Raw genomic sequence first — 21,868 nt, forward strand, 5'->3', positions numbered from 1 at the left:
CTACCTGCAGGAGGGCGGGCCGGCCGCGTTCCGGGTGCGGGCCGCGCTGGCCGCGGCCCTGCTCCACGTGGTCAACCACGCCGCGTTCAAGACGGTGTTGTTCCTGTCGGCGGGCTCGGTGCTGCACGCGACCGGCACCCGCGATCTGGACGCGCTCGGCGGGCTGCGCGCGCGGCTGCCGTACACCACCGTCGTGTTCGCGCTCGGCGCGTTGTGCGCTTCGGCGCTGCCGCCCGGCAACGCCTTCGTCAGCGAGTGGCTGCTGCTGCAGAGCCTCATCCACGCGCAGCCCGCCGCCGGGGTGGCGGGCGCGGTGACGATGCCGCTGACCGTGGGGGCGATCGCGCTGTCGGCGGGTCTCGCCATCGCCACCTTCGTCAAGGCGTTCGGCGTGGGCTTCCTGGGCCGGCCGCGCAGCGCGGAGGCCGAACGTGCCGGAGAGAGCCCGCCGGCCATGCTGGCCGCGACGACGCTCGCGGCGGCGTGCTGCGTGGCCCTGGCGCTGGCCCCCACGCTGGTCCTGCCCGCGCTCGTCCGGGCGGTCGGAGTGGCGTTCCCTGGACGGGACGTGGCCGGCGGGCAGGTGACGCTGCGGCTGACCGGGGTCGCGGGGATGATCTCGCCGCTGCTGATCGCCGTCGCCCTGGTGGCCGCCGTCGTGGCCGTCCTCTGCCTGGTACGGGTGGGCGCGACGCGGCGGGCACGGCGCGCCGCCCGGCTCTGGGACTGCGGCGCCGGGCCCATGTCGGCGCGGATGGAGTACACCGCCACGTCGTTCGCCGAGCCGCTGCAGCGGGTCTTCGGCGACGTCCTGGAGCCGGAGAGCGACGTGGACGTCACCCCGATGAAGGAGTCGGCCTACCTGGTGGAACGCGTGAGCTTCCACGCGCGGATCCCTGACCGGATCGAACACCGGCTGTACGAGCCGTTGATCTCCGCCGTGACGGCCGCCGGGCGTGGCGCCCGTGGCCTGGCCACCGGCAGCGTCCACCGCTATCTCGGCTACGGGTTCTGGGCGCTGACCGCGGCGCTGATCGTTCTGGTGGTGCTGCGATGACGGGCGTGATCGGAGCGGCGCTCCAGGTGATCCTGGTCGCGGTCGGCTCGCCGCTGCTGGTGGGGGGGATGCGGCAGGTCCACGCCCGGCTGGAGGGACGCGCCGGCGCCGGGATCGCCCAGCCGTGGCGGGACCTGCGCAAGCTGATGCGCAAGGAGCCCATCGCGCCACGCGGCACCGGCTGGGTGTTCCGCGCGGCGCCGCCGCTGCTGGCCGGCACGGCGCTGGTCGTGGCCGCGGTGGTGCCGCTGGTGACCACGGACTCGCCGCTGGACGGCGTCGCGGACCTGTTCGCGGTGCCCGCGCTGCTGGCGCTGGGGTCGGTGGCGCTGGCCCTGGGCGCCCTGGACACCGGGACGGCGTTCGGCGGGATGGGCGCCAGCCGGGAGATGACCGTGCTGGCGCTGGTGGAGCCGACGATCCTGGTCTCGACCTTCGCCCTGTCGATCGGCGTCCGCTCCACGAGCCTGGGGGCGATCGTGACGGCGGCGGCCGGGCATCCGCTGTCGGTGCTCTCCCCGGTGAGCGTGCTCGCCTCGGTCGCGCTGGCGATCGTCACGCTCGCCGAGACCGGCCGGATCCCCGTGGACAATCCCTCCACGCACCTGGAGCTGACGATGATCCACGAGGCGACGGTGCTGGAGTACGCCGGGCCCGACCTGGCGCTGATCGAGTGGGCGTCGGCGATGCGGCTGTCGGTGCTGCTGGGACTGCTGGCCGGCCTGTTCGTCCCCCTGGGGATCGCGGGCGCGGGGGCCGGGGTGCTCGCGCTGCCGCTGGCGATGGTCGCGCTCGTCGTCAAGGTGGGGCTGCTGGGAGTGCTGCTCGCCGCCGGCGAGGTGTTCATGGCCAAGCTCCGGCTGTTCCGCGTTCCGGAACTGCTGGCCGGTTCGTTCCTGCTGGCGCTGCTGGCCGTCACCGCTTCCTTCTTCCTGACCTGAGACATGGACGTGAACATGAGCGATGCGACGTACGTCCAGCTCCTGGACCTGGCCTGCGGGGCGTTCCTGCTCACGGGCGTGCTGGTGCTGTGGCGGCACGAGCTGTCGCCGATCGTGCGGCTGTTCGCCCTGCAAGGCGTGGCGCTGACCGTGCTGATCGTCGTCCTCGGCGTCCGGCAGGGGAGCCTCGAACTGGTCCTGATCGGTCTCGGGGTGGGTGCGTTGCGCGCCGCGCTGCTGCCGTACCTGATGCGCCGCGCACTGGTGGCGAGCGGCGCGGGCCGCGAGACACAGCCGCTGGTCAACGTGGCGACCTCACTGCTGGTGGCGGCGGTGCTGGCGATGCTGGCCTACGCGGTCTCCCAGCCGCTGATACGGCTGTCGCCCACCCCCGCCGCGCACGCGGTGCCGATCGCGCTGACCGTGCTGCTGATCGGGTTCTTCGTGCTGGTGACCCGGCGGCGGGCGCTGTCACAGCTGGTGGGCTTCCTGCTGATGGACAACGCCATCACCGCCGCCGCCTTCCTGACCACCAGCGGCGTCCCGCTCGTCGTCGAGCTCGGGATCTCGCTGGACGTCCTGCTGGCCGTGCTGGTGCTGCAGGTGCTGACCACCCGGATGCGGGCCGCCTTCGGCGGCACCGACCTGGACGAGCTACGGGAGTTGCACGACTGATGGACAGCCTGCTGGTGATCGCCCCGGTCGCGGTGCCCGCGGCCGCCGCGCTCGCGTACGCCCTGATCGGCTGGAACCGGGTCACCGCCTGGCTGGGCGCGTCGGCCGCGGCCGGGCTGCTGGCCTGCGCCGTCGCGCTGGCCGCGGCGGGGAGGCGGGAGGCGCTGGCGGGGCTGCTGCACAGCGACGCGCTGAGCGCCTTCATGCTGATCGTCATCGGTACGGTCGCGCTGCTGGCCATGCTGGCCGGCCCCGCCTACCTGGCGGCCGAGCTCGCCTCCGGGCAGACCGGCCCGCGCGAGATGCGCCGCTACGGCGTGCTGACCCAGTCGTTCGTCGCCGCGATGGCGCTGGCCGTCCTGGCCTCCAGCCTGGGCCTGCTCTGGGTGGCCATCGAGGCGACCACCATCCTGACCGCCTTCCTGGTCGGGCACCGGCGCACCCGTCAGGCCACCGAGGCCGCGTGGAAGTACATGGTCATCTGCTCGGTCGGCATCGCGCTGGCGCTGCTGGGCCTGGTCCTGACCCACGACGCCGGCGACCACGCCGGAGTGGCCTCCCTGGACTGGACGGCGCTGTCCGAACACGCGGGCCGGCTCGACCCCGGCGTGATGCGCATCGCGGTCATGCTGCTCGTGCTCGGCTTCGGCACCAAGGCCGGGCTGGCGCCCATGAACGCCTGGCTGCCCGACGCCTACAGCCAGGCCCCGGCCCCGGTGTGCGCGCTGATGTCCGGGGGGCTGCTGTCGGTGGCCTTCTACGCCGTCCTGCGCGTCAAGGTCATCGCCGACGCGGCGCTCGGCACCGGCTTCACCCGTACGCTGCTGGTCATCGTGGCGCTGGCCTCCCTGGCCGGGGCCGCGCTGCTGCTCATCGGCCAGCGTGACTACAAGCGGCTGCTGGCCTACTCCAGCATCGAGCACATGGGGCTGATCGCCCTCGGCGCCGCGATCGGCAACACCCTCGCCCTGGTCGCGGTCCTGCTGCACATCCTCGGGCACGGGCTGGGCAAGTCGGTGGTGTTCCTGTCCGCCGGACAGCTCCACCAGGCGCTCGGCAGCACCCGGATCCGTGCCGTACGCGGCCTCATCTCCAGGGCGCCGATGCCGGCCGGGGCGTTCTCCCTGGGGCTGCTGGCCCTGCTCGGCCTCCCGCCGTTCAGCCTGTTCGCCAGCGAGCTGGGCATTGCGCGGGCGGGCTTCGCCGCCGGCCTGGGCTGGCCCGTCGCGGCGGCCCTGGCGCTGATGCTCGTCATCGTCGCCGCCGTCGGACGCCAGGTCCGGCCGATGCTCGTGGGCGGCGGACCCGGCGAGGCCGTCGCGCTGCCGCCCACCCTGGCCGTCCCGCTGGTGGCGGGCCTGGCCGCCTGCGCCGTCCTGGGCATCACGCTGGGGCCGCTGCGCCCCCTGCTGCAAGCCGCCGCCACGATCGCCGGAGCAACACCATGAGCACACGAACCATCGCCGACGTCGGCACCGCCGAACTGCCCGGCCACGCCGCCCGCCTGCTGGCCGGCGGCCACCGGCTGGCGCTGGTCTCCGCGCGCCAGGAGGCGGACGGGTTCGGGGTGGCGTACCTGTTCGTCGCCGGTGACCCCGATCGCCGTACCGAGCTGCGGCTGCGGCTCCCCTCCGAGCAGCCGGCCGTGCCGAGCCTGGCCCACCTGTCCTTCCCCGCGGGCCGGTTCGAACGCGAGATCCGCGACCTGTACGGCATCACCCCGCTCGACCACCCGCTCCCCTGCCGCCTGGTGCGCCACCACCACTGGCCGCGCGGCTGGTACCCGATGCGCGACGACGCCGGGCCGCCGCCCGCCTTCGGCGACTCCGAGGGGCCGTACCCGTTCGTCACCGTCGAGGGCCAGGGCGTGTACGAGATCCCCGTCGGCCCCGTCCACGCCGGTCTCATCGAACCGGGGCACTTCCGCTTCTCCGTGGTCGGCGAGACGATCATCAAGCTCAAGGCCAGACTCTGGTTCGTCCACAAGGGTATCGAAAAGCTCTTCGAGGGCCGCCACCCCGCCGACGGGCTGCAACTGGCCGAACGCGTCAGCGGCGACACCTCCGTCGGCCACGCGCTCGCCTACTGCCTGGCCGTGGAAGAGGCCACCGGAGCTCCGGCCGACGCGCGGGCGCAGCAGGCCCGAGCCGTGCTCCTGGAGCTGGAACGCCTCTACAACCACGTCACCGACCTGGGCGCGCTCTGCAACGACGTCGCCTTCCTTATCCTGCACGCCCACGCCGGTCGCATCCGCGAACAACTCCTGCGCCTCAACGCCGAGGTCACCGGGCACCGGCTGCTGCGCGGCGCCGTCCGCCTCGGCGGCGCCCGTCTGCGGGGCTTCCCCGACCCCGACATGCTGCACGCCATCGGCGCCGACGTGGCCGAACTCACCGAGCTCGCCCTCGGCCACAGCGTCGTCGCCGACCGCTTCACCGGCACCGCCATCCTGTCGGCCGAGGCCGCCCGCGACCTCGGCACGCTGGGCTACGTGGCCCGCGCCAGCGGCCTGGACCTCGACGCCCGCCGCCGGCACCCCTTCACCGACCTCGGCGACTTCACCCCCGCCCACCGGACCGGCGGGGACGTGATGGCCCGCTTCCAGATCCGGGCCGAGGAGATCGCCACGTCCATCGCCCTGATCACGCATCTGGTCGAGACGCCCGCGGCCCCGGATGCGTCACCGTCCCTCGAAAGGTGCTCCTCGGGCGTGGGGCTCGTCGAAGGCTGGCGTGGCACGATCGCCCACCGCGTCGAGCTCGCGCCCGATCAGACGATCAGCCGCCTGAAGATCGTGGACCCGTCCTTCTTCAACTGGCCCGCGCTCCCGGTGGCGCTCGACAGCGCGATCGTCCCCGACTTCCCTCTGGTCAACAAGAGCTTCAACCTGTCGTACGCCGGCAACGACCTCTGACGTCAGTCGGCGCCCGCCGCGAACCCGGTGACCAGCTCCGGCCGCAGCCGTGCCACCACGTCGATCCGCTCGCCGGGCCACGCCTGGAGCCTGGCCAGGGCCTGCTCCAGCTCCTGCGGGTCCGCCACCAGCCCGGCCCGCCCGGTCAGCACGACGCTCCACCCCGTCCGGGCGGCGGCGTCCAGCTCGTCGGCCTCGTACACGACGACGGAGACCCGCTGCAGCAGCGCGGCGATCTCCGCCTCGTACGGCAGCCCGATCAGCAGGCCGTCACCGTCCATGACATGAGCCACGAACCGGAGGGCCGGCATCGCCCGGCTGATGAACACGATCCTGCCGAAGGTGACGTTCCCCAAGTGCCGCAGGGCCTCATCTCGGGACAGTTCCCTGCTCGTCGGCGCGGACCGCGTGACCTGCTGTTGCACCGCTCCACGATCGCGCACCGGCACCGCCGCCGGTAGGGACGAAAGTCCCTGCCGGCGGCGCGCTCCGTCCGCGGGGTGGGCGAGCAGACGCAGTCCGACGGCGGCCAGGTCGCGGCTGTCGATCCGGAGCTGTTCTCTCTGCTGGAGAGAGGTGAACGGCCGGGTGTGCCGCTCGAATATTGAGTTACGTGGTCTGAGCTGCGGTTAAGCGGCGTGGTGGTATTCGTTGATCGTGCCTGTGACGACGGGTTTTCGGCGGACGATCCCCTGGTCGTTGAGGTCGGTTACGTCGCGGGCGGGTTGGGTTGCGATGTCCGGGGCCGAGCGCCTTCTTCCAGATGTTCGGGAGCGGCCGGGGTCACTGTCCGGGTCCTCGCGCTCCAGTGCCCGGTGCGGCGCGTCGAGCGGCCGGCGCCGAGCTCGCCAGCGATCCGGGTGACCAACTGGCCACGCGTGCGGCGGGCCCTGGCGGCAGCCCTCCCGACGACCTACACAGATTCGAATACATATTCGATAATACGCTGACGTGATCGATGAGGTGTGACTAGATCATTTTCGTGATCAAGAACTCACCTCAGGGGCCGTCAGGGCATCAGTACCGGATAGAACTCAGCAGACAGCCGCGCTTTCCGGGGCGCGCAGCACGTGGCACATCGTTCACCCGCCTGGCCCGTCGGCTCACCGCCATCAGCGCCACCTTGCTGGCGGCGGCCGGCCTTGTCGCCGCACCGGCGCCCGCGGCGTTCGCCGACTCAGCGACCTACCTCAACACGTTTCTCGGCGCCTATGAGAGATGGGAAGGCGACCTGGCCACGGGCGGGGGCAAGGTGTTCGTCTCCGTCAAGGACCGGATCGTCGTCACCGACTCCCGCGGCCTGTCCACCGGTACCGTCACGGGTCTCTCCGGTGCCGCGGGCCTGGCCTCGACGCAGGACGGCACCCGCCTGTACGCCGCTCTGAGCGGCTCGAACGAGGTGGCCGAGATCGACACCTCCGGCCCCACCATCACCCGGCGGATCAACCTGGCCTCCTACCCGTGCCCGTCGAAGTTGTCGCTGTCCGGTGATCGGCTGTGGGTGGGATACGGCTGCGCCGGCACATGGGGCGGCGGCGTCGTCAGCCTCGACGTCGACGTCACCGCACCGGAGCCACAGCCGGTCGAGGTCGGGCCCCGCACGTACGCGGCCCCGCTGGTGGCCGCCGCCGGGGACACCCTCGTGATGAGCGGATCGGACGACAGCCAGGACGACCTGACGGTGTACGACACGAGCACGACCTCCGCCACCTTACGCGGCGTGATCGACGGCCAGACGAACGCAGGCCTGGCCGCCGCCAAAGCCCGCGGCCGCACCGGCGGCCGCCCCACCGTCATCACCCCGGAACTCCTGCGCGGCGCCCGCGACATGCTGCCCAACCCCGCCAACTCGATCACCTCGATCGCCAAGCTGCTCGGCGTCACCCCGGGAACGCTGTCCAACCACATCCCCGACCTGCATCAGCTCCGCACCGGCTGAACCGCAGGTGCTCACGAACTCCCAACCCGCATTGTGGCGTTAGGGGCAGGTGAGTGTTTCTGCTACGCCAGAAACCCTCGCCACCACATGATTACTTGGCGCACATAGTCGCCACTCTGGGGCATCGACAGAGGTGGGTACACGTGCATCTCCCCCTGCGGCGCGCAGCACTCCTCCTCACCGCCGCCATCACCACCGCGCACCCTGTCCCCCTCGAAAATCTGGTTTCGTGTTGCGAACAGGGGTGTGCTCAGCAAGGACGGACGAAGATCTCTGTCACACCTCTGGTGGCTGACTCTCAGCCTGACGGCCCCCAGTCGGCCGGTTCGCCATCGCGGAGCGGCGCGGCGAAGCCGCGGACATGGCGGGCGAGTGTGGTCAGCTCGGGGCAGGCGGCAATGAGTTCCAGCACCAACTGGGTGTCGCCGTCGCGTAGCCGGTCAGGGTGGGTGAGCAGGAGGCGTGCCAGGCGGCGGGAGGCGGTGACAGGTCGTTCTCCTTCGGCCTTGGATGATGGAGCGGTAGAGCAGGTTGAGGCTGCCGGTGTAGCCGAGCTCTTTGATCTCCCGGAAAAGCTGCTGCGAGTGCCTATGAAGGATGCCGCCCAACCCGTCTCGTCAGCGTATGTTCAGGTCGGTGATTCGCTCGGGATCGAGGATCGGATCAGGAGCAGTGCGCAGCGGAGCCGCTTGGCTCCCAAGGCCCGCGCCAGGGTCTCCCGAACTCCGCGGCGGCGGGCTGTGACCCCGCTGATCGGCTCGGACTCGTTCGACGACGGCCGGGTCCACTCCGTCATCGGCCGCCTCGTCCGCGACCTGCGCCGACCCCGTCAGCGCGACAACGACTGCAGTGACCCGGCGATCCAGTGCCCGGCCCAGCGCTTGATCTTGCGCAGCGCCTCCGGCCGGCTCGCCGCCCGGTCGAGCTGGTAGTACAGCCGCGGCGGCATGTACGACAGCAGCGGCGAGTGCCGCTGGCCGAGCAGCGCGAACATCTGCGCGGGCTCCAGGCGCAGGTAGCGCGGCAGGTTCTCGTAGAACCGCGCGCTGTAGCGGGCGGCGCTCTGGACCGGCAACAACGCGGCCTTGCGCTCCCGCTCGTAGGCCGCGAGCGCGGGCGCCAGGGCGGGGTGGCGCTCGATCGCGCCGGCCAGCGCGATGGCGTCCTCGATCGCGAGCGTGGTCCCGGCGCCGATGGAGTAGTGCGTGGTGTGCGCGGCGTCGCCGAGCAGGACGATGTTGCCGCGGTGCCAGGAGCGGTTCGTCACGGTCTGGAAGCGCAGCCACTGCGCGGCGCCCTGCCCGCGCCCGACGAGCCGATGCCCGTCGAGCAGGTCGACGAACAGCTTGTCCAGCAGCTCCAGGTTGCCCGCCTCGTCGGCGCGGTCGAGCCCGAGCCCGCGCCACGTGGCGGGCGCGCACTCGATCACACAGGTGCTGCGTTCGTCGTCGAAGGGGTACCCGTAGCACCAGATCCAGCCGTGCTCGGTCTCCACGAAGGCGAAGGTGAAGGCGTCGAAGACCCTGGTGGTCCCGAGCCAGATGTAGGTGTTGCTCCCAGTGGCGACCTCGGTGCCGAAGTCGTGGCGGCCGCGCAGCGGACTGTTCACCCCGTCGGCGGCCACCACCAGGTCGGCGTCCGGGACCTCGCCGAGGATCTCGCGCTCGAACTCCACCCGCACGCCGAGTGCGATCGCCCGGTCGGCCAGGATGCCGAGCAGCCGGTGGCGGCCGATGCCGAAGCCCTCGTCGCCGCGGTGCGTGGTGGTGCGGCCGCCGACGAGGGCCATCCCGTCATGCCACCGCACGGACGCCTCGCCGATGGCGCGGGCCGACTCGGGATCGCTCTCGTACAGCCGGTCGAGCAGGCTGCCCCAGTACGTCACGCCCCAGCCGTACGTCGAACCCGCCGGATCGCGCTCGAAAACGGATATGTCGCACGAAGGATCGCGCAGCTTCATCAGGATCGCGAAATACAGGCCGGCGGGTCCGCCGCCGACACAAACCACCTTCTGTACTTCATTTGGCACAGGGTAGTTATACGCGCACAGTGCGCTACCACGCGCGCTACGCCACGCCGGACCCGAGCCAGCTGTTCGCAAGCATCGACGATGCATCAGTCGGGGCGGTGGCGCTCTACGCCTGCCGGAAATCGCATCCATGCAGTTCAAGCGGCATGTGAGTACTCGCGGAGGACACCGCCGAGCCGGCCTCGTCGCCGGATGTTGAGGTCGCTGATTTGCTCTGGGTCCGTGATCGGATCGGGGACAGGACGCGGCGGCGCCGCTTGGTCCAGGGCTTGGCGGGCACGATGGTGGTTGTAGAAGTGTTCGTATTCCCGTAGGGCATGCCGCAGGTGGTGTTCGTTCCATGCGAGGCGGCGGTCGAGGAGTTCGCGGCGGCACGACCGCACCCACCGCTTCCTGGTCGAGTTCATGCGCGGCATCGGGATACCGGTGAGCACCGTCTTGATGCCGGCCTCGACGAGAATCTCGTCCATGAGGGCCGGAAGCTTCCCACCCCTGTGCCGCTCGAATATTGAGTGCGTGGTCTGAGCTGCGGTTAGGCAGCGTGGTGGTATTCGTTGATCGTGCCTGTGACGGTCACTGCAGTCGTTGTCGCGCTGACAGGGTCGGCGCAGGTCGCGGACGAGGCGGCCCATGACGGAGTGGCCCCTGCCGTCGTCGAACGAGTCCGAGCCGATCAGTGCCGCCGAGCCGGTCTGAGCGCCGTCGTGATGCCGCCCTCGGCGAGGAACTCGTGAGAACTGCCCATCTCGGTCTCGGAGCGTGAAGCGCGCCCGACAGCTCGCGCTCGGTTGAGCGGTGGTGTCGAGCACCGACACGCCTGGTGGCGTGCTCGGTCACCGCCACGATGCACTGGACGCTGCCCGTACGCCCTTCCCAGCACAAGCGACCTAAAGGACATCAAACTGCGTAACGCCCTCTGGGGACGCTGACCGCCGACGTCGGCGCCCGGGTTCGGCGCGCCTGACGACATGTGCGCTTGCTGAGCAAGTGACTCAGGCCTTGGGGGCGTGCTTCTCCACTGCCACCCTGGCGAAGGCCAGGGCCTTGGCGGAGACGCTCGCCGTACGCCATATCAGCGCGTACTCGAACGGCCCGACGTCGTGGAACGGGACGTAGACCAGGTTGGGCCGTGGGTAGTAACGGGTGCCCTGGGCGGCGGCGATCGTGACGCCCTCGCCCGCCGCGACGAGGGCGAGCAGTTCCTGCCAGTACTTCGTGGTGGTCGAGTGATGGATGGGCCGCCCGGCCGGGGTGCGATCAGGCATGTGACGCGCCTGGAAATAGCCCGGCAGGCCGTCGATGAGCCGCAGGTTCTCACCTCCGAGATCCTCGATGGAGATCGACGTACGGCCGGCCAGGCGGTGCGAGGCGGAGACGGCGAGCATGGTCCGGTCGCGCACGAGCACCGGGCCCACGGTCAGATCGGGCTCGTCCACGGGCAGTTCGATCACCTGCAGGTCCAGCTCGCCCCGTCGCAGCGCGCTGTATCTGTCTGACAGGTGGACTTCGCGGATCTGCACCTCACACCGCGGATGCGAGGCGCGGAACGCCTCGACCACGGTCATGACCCGCTCGCTGGCCAGCGGGCTGGAGAAGCCCACGCGCAGCACCTCGCCGGTGCCGCGCGCGGTGTTCGACGCCTTGGCCACGGCTTCGAGAATCCCGTGGCAGTGCGGACCGAGGTCTTCGCGCAGTTGCCTGCCCAAGGGGGTCAGGGCCACCCGGCGGCTGGTGCGCTCGAACAGCGGGCCGCCGACCCGGCGTTCCAGCGCCTGGGTCATCTGGCTGACCCGGGCGCGTGACACGTGCAGGCGGTCGGCCGTGCGGCCGAAATGCAGCTCTTCGGCCAGTACCAGGAACGTCTCCAGCTCCTGCCAGTTCACCGGCACCCCCTTTCGGTAAGGGCACCTTACCGAGCGGTGAGAACTTTGCCGTTGTTCGTGACCATCTGCCGGATTCACACTGCTTCAGGCAGACGACCACCGACCGCGACGAAGGGCTGAACCACACGATGACCAGGCAGCGCATCGAACTGGCGGCAGCGTCGCCACGAGCCGTCAGCCTGATCACCGATCTGGAGGACGTGCTGCGGCGCGAGGGGTTGTGCGACGACCGGTTGCGCGAACTGGCGCGCATCCGGGTCGCCCAGCTCAACGGCTGCGCGTACTTCCTGGCCCTGCGTTCCGCGGAGGCGATCCGCCTGGGCGAGCGGCAGGAGCGGCTCAACGAGCTGGCGGGCTGGCGCGACTCGCGCCGGTTCACCGACTCGGAGCGTGCCGCCCTGGCTCTCGCCGAAACGATGACCAGGCTTCCGGCCGACGGCGTGCTCGACGACGTGTACGGCGCGGCGGAGAACCTGCTCGGTCCCCACAACCTCGCGAATCTGATCATGGCCGTGTCCGTCGCGAACGCGCTCGATCGCATGTGCCTGACCGCGAGGATCTCCCCTCCCCACTAGGTCTCATCAGGCCTGACATCCCCACGGGGCGGCTTCGCGCTGCCCTGATGCATCCCAGAAGAGGAAAAGATGACACCTCGCGAACCCCTGGAAGCCCCCGACCCTCGGAGATGGCTGGCGCTGACCCTCTTGGTGGCGTCCTTCTTCATGGTCATCGTCGACTCCCAGATCGTCATGCTGGCCCTGCCCTCCATCGAGAGCGAACTCGGCTTCTCCCCGGGCGGCGTCCAGTGGGTGATGAGCGCGTACCTGCTGAGCTTCGGCGGCCTGCTGATGTTCGGCGGGCGCACCGCCGACCTGCTCGGCGGCCGCCGGATGTTCCTGTTCGGCACCGCCCTGTTCGGCCTCGCCTCAGTGCTGTGCGGCCTGGCCTGGAACGACTCGGTGCTGATCACTGCCAGGGTCGTCCAGGGCGTCGCCGCCGCGATCATGACACCGACCGCGATGGCGGTGCTCATGCACACCTTCGCCGAGGGGCCCGAGCGCAACAAGGCGCTGGGCATCTGGACCGGCGTCGGCGCCTTCGGCGCGACCGCGGCGCTGCTCATCGGCGGCCCGATCACCGACGGGCTCGGCTGGGAGTGGATCTTCTACATCAACGTCCCGGTCGTCGTGGCGGTCCTGGTCCTCGGGCCCCGTCTGCTCAAGACGACGCCGGTCCAGGACGGCCGCCGCCGCTTCGACCCGGCGGGCGCGGTGACCATCACCGCCGCCATCGCCCTGCTGGTCTACGCCGTCTCCGAGGCGCCGCTGGTCGGCTGGGGCGGCGGCCGGACCATCGGCATGCTCATCGGCGCCGCCGTACTGTTCGTGATCTTCACCGTGATCGAGAACCGGTCGCAGGCCCCGCTGGTGCCGCTGCGGATCTTCCGCTCACCGACCGTGGTCGGCGGCAACATCCTGATGCTCATCGTCGCCATGACGGTGTACGGCGGGGCGCTCATCACGTCGCTCTACGCCCAGCAGGTCCTCGGCTACAGCGCGGTGAAGTTCGGGCTCAGCACCGCGATCTACGCGGTCATGTCGATCATCGGCGCGAACGTCAGCGCCCGGCTGGTCGCCAAGGTCGGCTACAAGCCCATCGCGATCGCAGGCATGACGCTGCTGGCCGGCGGCCTGCTGCTGCTGACCCGGATCGACGCCGACGGCGGCTACTGGAGCGACCTGTTCTTCGGCCTGGTCGTCTTCGGCTCCGGAATCGGCAGCACCAACGTCGCAGCCTCCATCGCCTCGCTCACCGGCGCCAAGCCCGAGGAGTCCGGCCTGGTCTCCGGCATCAACAACGCCGTCTTCCAGATCGGAGCCGCGCTCGGCATCGCGATCGCCTCGTCGGTCGCCTTCGCCTCCACGACGGGCGCCGACGCCGAGGGCCTGAACGACGGGTTCCAGGCGGGCTTCCTGGCCACCGCCGTCTTCGCGCTGGCCGGGCTCGTGACGGCGCTGCTCCTGCTGCTGCACCGGGACAGGAAGACGTCCGCACAGGGCACCGGCAAGCACTCGGTGCCCGTTCACCACTAATGGCACCACCAAGGAGCACGCAATGACAGACGACAACGTGACCGTCATCGGGCTGGGCTCGATGGGTACGGCCATCGCCGAGGCGTTCATCAGGGCGGGACACCCCACGACGGTGTGGAACCGTACGTCGCACAAGGCCGCACTCCTCGCCGCCAGGGGCGCGATCCACGCGGAGGCGATCGAGGACGCCGTGGCCGCGAGCCCGTTGATCATCACCTGCCTCACCACGTACGAAGACACCCGGCAGATCCTGCAGCCGGTCGCCGCCGCCCTGTCGGGGCGCACCCTGGTCACCCTGAACAGCGGGTCCCCGGCCGGCGCCAGGGAGACGGCCGCCTGGGCCGGCTCCCACGGGGCCCGCTACCTCGACGGCGCGGTCAAGAACGTGCCCGCAGCCGTGGGGGCGCCGGACACCCTGATCTACTACAGCGGGGACAAGGCCGTCTTCGACGCCTGCGAGCCGACGCTGACGACACTGGGCGGCGACACCGTCCACCTGGGCGACGAGGTCGACCTGGCCGCCCTGTACGAGATGGCGGTGGGCGCCCTCCTGCTGCCCGCGCTCGTCGGCTTCTTCCAGGGCGCCGCCGCCCTCCGGGCGCGCGGGCTGGACGCGGGCAGCATGGTGCGCTTCACCGGCAAGTGGCTGGACATGATCAAGTCCCTGCTTCCGGTGTACGCCAGGGAGATCGACAGCGGTGACTACAGCGACGCCGCCTCCTCCGTGAACCTGTTCCTGGCCGGAGCGGCCCACGACGAAGACCTCGCGCGGGAGACGAACGTCGACGTGGCATGGCTCGGCCCGCTGAACGACCTGCTGAGGCGAGCCGCCGAGGCCGGCCACGGCGACCACAGCATCTCAGCTCTCACCGAGGTGCTCGGCAGGCCGGCCTCACCCTCCGGCTGAGGAGGGGAGGGGCGCCGCATCCACTCCCTCGTGCAGTCGTGGCCGCCCACGGGAGCTTTTCGTCCGAACGAGTGCCGTCGCGACAAGCCGGTCTCGGCGGAGGCGGTCAGCTGGGCTGGCCGGTAGGCATGATGGTGACCTGCTGGAGGTTCGCTCGCGGTGGCAGACTCGCGATGAACCCGACGGTCTGCGCGACATCCTGCGGCGTGAGCCACTCCATCGTCTCCTTGGAGCCCTCCAGCCACGCCCGCGCGCCCTCGTCGGTGACGTGACTCTGCAGCTCGGTGCCGACGATCCCCGGCTCGATCGCCGAGACCCGCACGTTCTTGGCCCCCAGCTCGGCCCGCAGGTGCCGGGACAGATGAGTGACGTACGCCTTGGTCGCGGAGTAGACGGCAAAGTTCGGGAAGATGTTCTGCGCCGCTATGGAGGAGGTGTTGATCAGGTCGGCCACGCCGCGCGTACCTGCCGCCTCGACCAGCTGGGGGACGAACGCGCCGATCACGTTCATCAGGCCCGTGATGTTGAGGTCGATCTGGCGCTGCCACTGATCGGCGGTCAGCTCCTCGATGGGGGCGGGCAGCATGACGCCCGCGTTGTTCAACAGCAGGTCGGCCCCGCCCAGCTCGGCCGCGACCCGTTCAGCGGCGGCCCGTGCCGCCGCCGCGTCGGTGACGTCGGCCGCCAGTGCCGAAGCCTGGCCGCCGGCCTCACCGATCCGGACGACGAGGTCGTCCAACCGTTCCGCACGCCGCGCCACGACGACCACACGTGCGCCCAGTGCGGCCAGTCGCTCGGCCGAGGCCTCGCCGATCCCGCTGGACGCGCCGGTGACGACGGCCACGCGGCCGGCGAGAGGGGTTGCTGCGTTCATGGTGCAAGCCTTCCGAGTCATCCGCGGCCCATCGCCGCGGTCCCTCACCAGCACACCAGTCCACGTCCCCCTCTCGAGGTGCCCGAACGGGCCCTGCCCGGGCAGGGCTCCGCGAGGCAGGTACTGGCAGGGCCACCTCCGTCCACCTGGCCGCTCGCCCGGCTCCCGCACACTGGAGGACATGGACCGCAGTCGCGAACTCGCCGACTTCCTGCGCTCACGCCGGGCCCGGATCACCCCGGACCAGGCTGGGCTGCCCGCCGACGGCCGCGCGCGTCGCGTGTCCGGCCTGCGCCGCGGCGAGGTCGCCAGGCTGGCCGGGGTCAGCACCGAGTACTACACCCGGCTCGAACAGGGCCGCGCCGGTCACCCCTCGCCCGAGGTCGTCGAGGCGCTCGCGCGGGCCCTTCAGCTCGACCCCGCCGAACGCGAGCATCTCACCGACCTGCTGGCTCGCCCTGCCCGCCACGCCCCCGTCAGCCCCCAGAGGGTCAGGCCCGGCCTCCACCTGATGCTCCAGACCCTCCATGACGTGCCCGCCTTCGTCCTCGGCCGCCGTACGGACGTCCTGGCCGCCAACCGCCTGGCCCGCGAGGTGCTGACCGATTTCGAGGCCCTTGCCGTGCCTCAGCGCAACCTGGCCCGCTACTACCTGCTCGACCCCGAAGCCCGAATCCGTACCGGCGACTGGGAACGCGTCGCCGCGGAGACCGTCGCCATGCTCCGCCTGGAAGCCGGTCGCCATCCCCAGGATCGCCGGCTCGCTGACCTCGTCGGCGAGCTCACCCTGCGCTCGCCGGAGTTCAGCTCCTGGTGGAACGACCACCGCGTGCTGCGCCGCACGCACGGCACCAAGCACTACCGCCATCCCCTCGTCGGCGAGCTGCACTTCCACTACGAGTCCTTCCAGCCTCCGGGCGACCCCGACCAGACCTTGTGCGTCTACAACGTCGAGCCGGGCTCGCCGACCGCGCAGGCGCTCCGGCTCCTCAGCAGCTGGGTGGCGCCCACCGCCGCACCTTGACGGAGCCGCCCGATCAGACGGGCCACCATGCAGAGATCGAAGACGGCGTTCGCCGCGCTCGGGGCGCGCTCGTACGCTCCGTCACGCGTCGTCAAGGCGCGCAAGCGAGACCAGACGATCCACGAGTTGACCTGCTCTTTTGCGTGATCGCCTCGGTTGCCCCGTAGGCAGCGGGAGGCGGTCCGAAGCAGCTCTGCGCCACTCCTCACGGAATGTACGCGGCATGCTCGCCGCGACGTTCTCCCAAGGTCGGCGCGGTAGTTCGGAAGCCCGGAACGGCGAAGGACCCCGAGGCGTCCCGGGGTCCTGCCGTAGCCCCGGAGTCACGCCGCGAGCACTTCCAGGAACACGCGGATCGGCCGGCGCCGGCAGCTCGCGTACGCCACGCGAAGCCTTCGCAGAGTCATGACCTGGACGGACGTGATTATCGGCAGGCGCAATGACACCAGGACCTCGCATTTCATTGATTGGCGTGGCCGGTGTGCGATTCGAGCAGTAAAGCGATCACGGCCCAGCGCCGCCGGGCCGTGACGGAGCCTCCCCCATTTGCCCTGGGTCGTCTAGAATTGGCAGCGTTGAAGCGGGGTGGTCTCTAGGTTGACATCTAACGCAGAGAATCAATCATGGGAGTGGCCTTCAGCGCTCGATGTCGACGAACTGCTTCGTGGCGGGTGGCGGGCGCGACCTTTCCGGCAATTCCTTCTTAAAGTCCATAGCCGCTGCAATTTGGCGTGCGACTACTGCTATGTCTACACCCTGGCCGATCAGAGCTGGCGGGGGCGGCCGATGGTGATGGACCCTCAACTGGTCTCCATCGCCGCCCAGCGTATCGCCGAGCACGCGGCTGATCATGATTTGCCGTCGGTGCGAGTGGTTCTGCACGGAGGGGAGCCGTTGCTGGCGGGTCACGAGTACCTCGCGAAGATCGTGGAGTTGGTGCGGTCCGAGGTGGGGCCGGGGCTGCGGGTCGAGGCGGTGCTGCAGACGAACGCGGTGTTGCTGGACGAAGCGGCGCTGTCGTCGTTCGACGCGATGGACGTCCGGGTGGGAGTGAGTCTCGACGGCGGTCCCAGGGAGAACGACCGCAATCGGCGGTTCGCCGACGGGCGGGGGAGCTACCCGGCGGTGATGCAGGGGCTGACACGGCTCACCAGCGAGAGGTTTCGTCACCTGTTCAGCGGGCTGTTGTGCACGGTCGATCTGCTCAATGATCCCGTCGAGACCTATGAGGCGCTGAACGCTTTCGATCCGCCGACCATGGACTTCCTGTTGCCGCACGCGACCTGGGACACGCCGCCGCCGGGATGGAGGAAGCCGGCTACGGCGTACGCCGACTGGCTCATTCCGATCTTCGACCATTGGTACGAAAGCGGCAGCGACAGCGTGATACGGATATTTCAGGAAATCGTGAGTCTGTTGCTCGGCGGCGGCTCGGCCAGCGAATCCGTGGGCCTGACGCCGTCCACGGTCGTCGTGATCGAGACGGACGGCACCATCGAGCAGACGGACTCCCTCAAGGCGGTACGGCAGGGCGCCCCCATGACCGGCTTGAACATCGTGGACCATTCCTTCGACGAGGCGCTCCGACATCCCGGCATGGTGGCGCGCCAGCTCGGTTGGGAAGCGTTGAGCGACACGTGCAAGGCATGCAAATTCGGGCGAGTGTGCGGCGGCGGGCTCTACACGCATCGTTACCGCTCGGACGACGGCTTCAAGAACCCGTCAGTCTATTGCGATGATCTGTATCGATTGATCGATCACATTCGTGAACGCCTCGTCGCCGACCTGCGCGGGTCGGTTCACTGAGGGGAGCGACATGCGGCTCGACTCGTACACCGTCCCTCAAGATCTTCTTGACCGGCTGGCGCGAGGGGGAGGTGGCGCGGAGGCAGCCCGATTCCTGGCCGAGACGCAGTACAGCAAGCATCTGCTGCTCCTCAGAGGGGTGGCGGAGGAAGGGCGGGCGGAAGCTGCCTATGACCGGCTCGCCGAGATCGCCGCACAGGCTCCTGAAGCGGTCAGGTACGTGATCGGCTATCCAGCGGTCGGTGCGTGGGCCAAGAGCACTCTGCGGGCGTTGATCACTGGACGGGCGGATCCGCTGGCCGTGGCACAGCTCGGTGCGGTCGCCGCGGCGGCCGCCTGCCGGGCCGGGCTGCGGCTGCGGGTCCAGGTTCCCGCGCCGGGCGGGGTGATCACGTTGCCCTCGCTGGGGCAGCTCGCCCTGCCGACGGACGAGGACCAGCTCGTCGAGCTGGAAACCGACACGTCCAGATGCACTCCGCTCCATCGGATCCGCTCGGCCGACGGCGCGATCGAGCTGGTCGTCGACGATCTGGATCCGCATCGCTGGCCAGGTCCCACAGTGATCGACGGCCGCCTGCCGCCCGACGACCTGCGGCGCTGGCGGAGTCACGTCGCCGCCGCCTGGGAGCTCCTGGACAAACATCATTGGACGACCGCCGCTGAGCTGCGCGCGATCGCCCGGGTGCTCACCCCCATCAAGGCGGCCCAGAGCGGCCGGGACAGCGCGACGTCCCGCGTCACCTTCGGCACGGTGGCGATGTCGACTCCGCCCGATCACACCTGGCTCGCGTCGACGTTCGCGCACGAGCTCCAGCACGCCAAGCTCAACGCCGTACTCGACCTGGTGGAGCTGACGCTTCCGGACGAGCGGCGCTTCTACGCGCCCTGGCGCGGTGATCCACGCCCGCTGTCCGGTCTGCTGCACGGCGCGTACGCACACCTCGGCCTGGCCGGATTCTGGCGCCGTCAGCGCGATTCCGGGCGCGGACTGCGTCCCCACATCGAGTTCGCACGCTGGCGCGCAGCCGCGCTGGAGGTGACGGGGACCCTGCTCGACAGCGGCAAGCTGACGCCGGTCGGCGAACGGTTCACCGGACTGCTCCGCCGTACCCTGTCGTCCTGGATGAAGGATCCGGTGCCGCCCGCCGCCGCCGAGGCGGCGGCGCGGGAGGCGGACGAGCACAGAGCGGCCTGGCTCGCCAGGAACGGCGTCACAGGGACAGCGGATCGAAGTCCCAGTCGATCCGCTCGCCCTTGAGCGCTCGGACCATGTCGGGCGTGGAAGTGCGAGAGATGCGCCGGAGGTTGTTCACGATCTCCGTTCGCAGCGCGGCCGCCTCCTCGTCGGCTCCGGTGTCGCTCAGGTCGATGGCGAGGTTGACGGCGCCGAAGGTGGTGAGGAAGTGCTCCTTGCCGAAGAACCCGCGCAGCCGCGCCAGGCTCTCCTCGCCCAGGCGGCGAGCGGTGTGGCTGTCGCCCAGCGCGGCGTAGTCGGAGGCCAGGTTGACGGCCGCCATGAGCGTGTACTCGTGCTCGGCGCCGAGGCGGGCGAGCAGGCCCTCGTAGGCTTCGGAGTTCTCCTCCCGGGCGCGTTCGGGGTCGCCGCGAAGCCGGTGGAGCAGCGCGAGGTCGGCGCGGCAGCCGTAGGTGAACGGGTGTCGCGGGCCGTAGATCGTGTGATACCTCGGCAGAGTGTCCTTGACGAGCGCCATCGCCTCGTCCAGGTTGCCGGCCTCGCGCAGGCTGTTGGACAGTGCGATCGCGGTGGCCATGGTGTCGGGGTTGTCCCGGCCGAAGAGCTTTTCCAGGCGGCTGAGCGTTTCCTTGGCCAGTTCCAGCGACGCGGTGATGTCACCGGCGCCACGCCGGGCGATGGAGAGGTCCTTGGCGGTCTTGATCACGATGGGATGTTCCGCGGTGAGCTCCCTGAGCCCGTAGGCGTAGACCTCCTCGCCCAGGTCGACGGCCTCCTCGTAGGCGCCGCAGAGCCGCAGCACCTGTGCCAGGCCGTTCCAGGCGTTCTGCACGTCCCACTTGCCGACGCCGTGGGTGGCGCCGCTCATCTCCAGGTAGGCCAGCTTGTGCAGGTCGCGCGCGGTGAAGTAGTCGCTGAGCAGCGCGTGGTCGAGCGCGAGGTTGTTGAGCAGGCGGAGAGTCACCGGATGGGTCGGGCCGAAGACACGCTCGAAGGCCGCCAGCGACTCCTTGTCCTGCTTCTGAGCGGCGGCGAAGTCGCCCAGCGCGCGTAGTGAGGCGCCGTAGGAGTTGGCCGCGCCGAGGGTCTCCTCGTGGTCGGGGCCGAGCACGCGCTGCATCAGCGCCAGCGTCTCCGCGTTGAGCAGGCGGGACTCGTCGAACTCGCCGAGCTGCCAGAGCACGTTGGCCAGATGGCGGCGGATCCGCAGCACGTCGGGGCTCTCCGGGCCCGAGGCGGCCGTCCAGGTGTCGCGGAGATGCTCGGCGAAGGTCCTGGCCGACCGGTAGTCGCCCACTCGGTAGAGGAAGCGGACGAGCGTGATGCAGAAGTTGCGGGGATCCGCCTCGGCGCAGTCCGCGAGGCCGGACGGCTCGAAATGGGGCAGCAGCTCGCGGAAGGCCGCCCACCTGGTGGTGTCCTCCGGGTCGACGGGCGCGCCACCGGCCAGCAGCAGGTGGACTTCGTGCCGGATCTCGCCGCGTTCCCGCTCGTCGACCGAGTCGCGCAGCAGCGCCTGGATGAGGCGGTGCACCTGGACGGTGCCGGCGGCGGACTCGACCTTGAGCAGGGCGAACCGGTTGAGCTCGCCGAAGGCCCGGCTCAGCAGCAGCGGGTCGGACAGGATCGGGCCGATGCGCGCGGCGCCCTGGGTCTTGTTGCCGCGGCGGAACAGGTCGCGGGGGATCGGCTCGGGACCGAAGAAGGCCAGGCACCGCAGCACGGTGGCGGCCTCGGGCATGCGCTCCTCGATCGCCTGGACCGACAGTTGCCAGGCCGCGGTCATCGAGTGGGGATATTCGGTGGCCTTGCCCAGAGCGAGCAGCCGCCGTGTCTCTTCGCCCAGGGCTTCGAGGTACTCGTCGGTGGACAGGCCGGTCGTGAGCTGGAGCGCCGCCGCCTGCTCCAGCGCCAGGGGCAGGTCACCGAGCGCCTGCGCGAGGGCGTCGGCCTCGGCGTGGGGCATGTCGCGTTCGAGGCGCCTGCGGAGGAACTGGATGCTCTCGTTCCGCTCGAAGACGTCCACCGCCACGCTCTCGCTGGCCGCGCTCCAGCGGATGTTGCGGGAGGTGATCAGGACGTGCCCCGGCCCTCCGTCGGGGAGAAAGTCCTTGATCGCCTCGGGCTCGTCGGCGTTGTCGAAGATCAATAACCATTTGCTGTACGGCTCGCCGCGCTGGAGCGCCCTGCGCACCGAGGCCGCGGCCTCCTCGATGCCGACGGCGCTGGCGGGAGCGCAGTTGAGGTCGGCGGCCAGCCCCGCGAGAGCGGCGGGGACCAGGGCCGGCTGGTCGGCCGAGATCCACCAGACGAGCTCGTACGATCCCCGGAAGCGCCAGGCGAACTCCGTGACCAGCTGGGTCTTGCCGACCCCGCCGAGGCCGTGCAGGGCCTGCGGGACGGGCGTGTGCGCCACCACGGCTGCGGTGGTCGACAGATGCAGGCTCTCTCTCAACCGGTCCAGCAAATGCTCACGTCCGGTGAAATTTCGGTTACGGGCTGGGATCTTCCCCCAGATGTTCGGCATCCGA

At 70.3% G+C, this 21,868-nt stretch carries 17 protein-coding genes and 1 pseudogene; 12 read left to right on the forward strand and 6 right to left on the reverse strand.

What is annotated here, in order from left to right:
• The 5 genes from ACWCSD_RS13225 to ACWCSD_RS13245 all read left to right on the forward strand — a co-directional run.
• Positions 1-1,057 (forward strand): proton-conducting transporter transmembrane domain-containing protein (locus tag ACWCSD_RS13225; protein WP_449914695.1); only part of this gene is annotated, 1,057 nt, incomplete at its 5' end.
• Entirely contained in the window at positions 1,054-1,998 is a 945-nt protein-coding gene (locus ACWCSD_RS13230) for a respiratory chain complex I subunit 1 family protein (RefSeq protein ID WP_449914698.1), read from the forward strand. The genes ACWCSD_RS13225 and ACWCSD_RS13230, both read left to right, overlap by 4 nt.
• Positions 1,999-2,013: 15 nt before the next feature.
• Positions 2,014-2,673, forward strand: coding sequence for a hypothetical protein (locus ACWCSD_RS13235; protein ID WP_449914700.1), 660 nt, complete (start codon positions 2,014-2,016; stop codon positions 2,671-2,673).
• Positions 2,673-4,121, forward strand: a complete 1,449-nt coding sequence (locus ACWCSD_RS13240) for a proton-conducting transporter transmembrane domain-containing protein (protein ID WP_357709376.1) — start codon at positions 2,673-2,675, stop codon at positions 4,119-4,121. The genes ACWCSD_RS13235 and ACWCSD_RS13240 overlap by 1 nt, the downstream gene beginning before the upstream one ends.
• The gene (locus ACWCSD_RS13245) at positions 4,118-5,587 is read left to right on the forward strand and encodes a hydrogenase large subunit (protein WP_449914703.1); all 1,470 of its coding nucleotides are present in this window, start codon (positions 4,118-4,120) and stop codon (positions 5,585-5,587) included. Before ACWCSD_RS13240 ends, ACWCSD_RS13245 begins: the two co-directional genes overlap by 4 nt.
• 2 nt (positions 5,588-5,589) lie before the next feature.
• On the opposite strand, the gene ACWCSD_RS13250 is transcribed toward ACWCSD_RS13245, so the two are convergent.
• Entirely contained in the window at positions 5,590-6,012 is a 423-nt protein-coding gene (locus tag ACWCSD_RS13250) for a pyridoxamine 5'-phosphate oxidase family protein (RefSeq protein WP_397161991.1), read from the reverse strand.
• Between the two features lie 698 nt (positions 6,013-6,710).
• Here ACWCSD_RS13250 and ACWCSD_RS13255 point away from each other — a divergent pair.
• Positions 6,711-7,526: a hypothetical protein gene (locus ACWCSD_RS13255; RefSeq protein WP_449914706.1), complete on the forward strand. Its 816-nt coding sequence runs from the start codon at positions 6,711-6,713 to the stop codon at positions 7,524-7,526.
• An 829-nt stretch (positions 7,527-8,355) separates the two neighbouring features.
• Here the strand turns inward: ACWCSD_RS13255 and ACWCSD_RS13260 are convergent.
• From ACWCSD_RS13260 to ACWCSD_RS13270, 3 genes are all read right to left on the reverse strand, one after another.
• Positions 8,356-9,486 (reverse strand): FAD-dependent monooxygenase, encoded by a 1,131-nt coding sequence (locus ACWCSD_RS13260; RefSeq protein ID WP_449914707.1) that lies wholly within the window; start codon positions 9,484-9,486, stop codon positions 8,356-8,358.
• Positions 9,487-9,692: 206 nt separating this feature from the next.
• A complete protein-coding gene (locus ACWCSD_RS13265; protein WP_449914709.1) occupies positions 9,693-10,025 on the reverse strand; it encodes a hypothetical protein in 333 nt (110 codons plus the stop codon).
• A 522-nt stretch (positions 10,026-10,547) separates the two neighbouring features.
• Entirely contained in the window at positions 10,548-11,438 is an 891-nt protein-coding gene (locus ACWCSD_RS13270) for a LysR family transcriptional regulator (protein WP_397161984.1), read from the reverse strand.
• A 128-nt stretch (positions 11,439-11,566) separates the two neighbouring features.
• Between ACWCSD_RS13270 and ACWCSD_RS13275 the strand changes: the two genes are divergently transcribed.
• The 3 genes and pseudogenes from ACWCSD_RS13275 to ACWCSD_RS13285 all read left to right on the forward strand — a co-directional run.
• Complete coding sequence (locus ACWCSD_RS13275; protein WP_449914713.1) at positions 11,567-12,013, forward strand: carboxymuconolactone decarboxylase family protein; 447 nt, start codon at positions 11,567-11,569, stop codon at positions 12,011-12,013.
• Between the two features lie 69 nt (positions 12,014-12,082).
• Positions 12,083-13,531, forward strand: a complete 1,449-nt coding sequence (locus ACWCSD_RS13280) for an MFS transporter (RefSeq protein ID WP_449914716.1) — start codon at positions 12,083-12,085, stop codon at positions 13,529-13,531.
• A 16-nt stretch (positions 13,532-13,547) separates the two neighbouring features.
• Positions 13,548-14,438 (forward strand): annotated as a pseudogene (locus tag ACWCSD_RS13285) (NAD(P)-dependent oxidoreductase); the annotation flags it as partial.
• Positions 14,439-14,544: 106 nt separating this feature from the next.
• Here the strand turns inward: ACWCSD_RS13285 and ACWCSD_RS13290 are convergent.
• Entirely contained in the window at positions 14,545-15,282 is a 738-nt protein-coding gene (locus tag ACWCSD_RS13290) for an SDR family oxidoreductase (protein ID WP_449914718.1), read from the reverse strand.
• 211 nt (positions 15,283-15,493) lie between these two features.
• Between ACWCSD_RS13290 and ACWCSD_RS13295 the strand changes: the two genes are divergently transcribed.
• The 3 genes from ACWCSD_RS13295 (at position 15,494) to ACWCSD_RS13305 (ending at position 19,400) form a co-directional block, all read left to right on the forward strand.
• Complete coding sequence (locus tag ACWCSD_RS13295) at positions 15,494-16,336, forward strand: helix-turn-helix transcriptional regulator (protein WP_449914721.1); 843 nt, start codon at positions 15,494-15,496, stop codon at positions 16,334-16,336.
• A gap of 585 nt (positions 16,337-16,921) precedes the next feature.
• Positions 16,922-18,142, forward strand: coding sequence for an FxsB family cyclophane-forming radical SAM/SPASM peptide maturase (locus ACWCSD_RS13300; protein WP_449914723.1), 1,221 nt, complete (start codon positions 16,922-16,924; stop codon positions 18,140-18,142).
• A gap of 10 nt (positions 18,143-18,152) precedes the next feature.
• Positions 18,153-19,400, forward strand: coding sequence for an HEXXH motif domain-containing protein (locus tag ACWCSD_RS13305; RefSeq protein WP_449914725.1), 1,248 nt, complete (start codon positions 18,153-18,155; stop codon positions 19,398-19,400).
• On the opposite strand, the gene fxsT is transcribed toward ACWCSD_RS13305, so the two are convergent.
• Positions 19,354-21,792 carry an FxSxx-COOH system tetratricopeptide repeat protein gene (gene fxsT / locus ACWCSD_RS13310; protein WP_397161976.1) on the reverse strand — a complete coding sequence of 813 codons (2,439 nt, stop codon included), beginning with the start codon at positions 21,790-21,792 and terminating at the stop codon, positions 19,354-19,356. The two genes, ACWCSD_RS13305 and fxsT, sit on opposite strands and share 47 nt — an antisense overlap.
• Positions 21,793-21,868 lie beyond the last annotated feature (76 nt).

The sequence above is a fragment of the Nonomuraea sp. NPDC001684 genome (assembly GCF_053596515.1).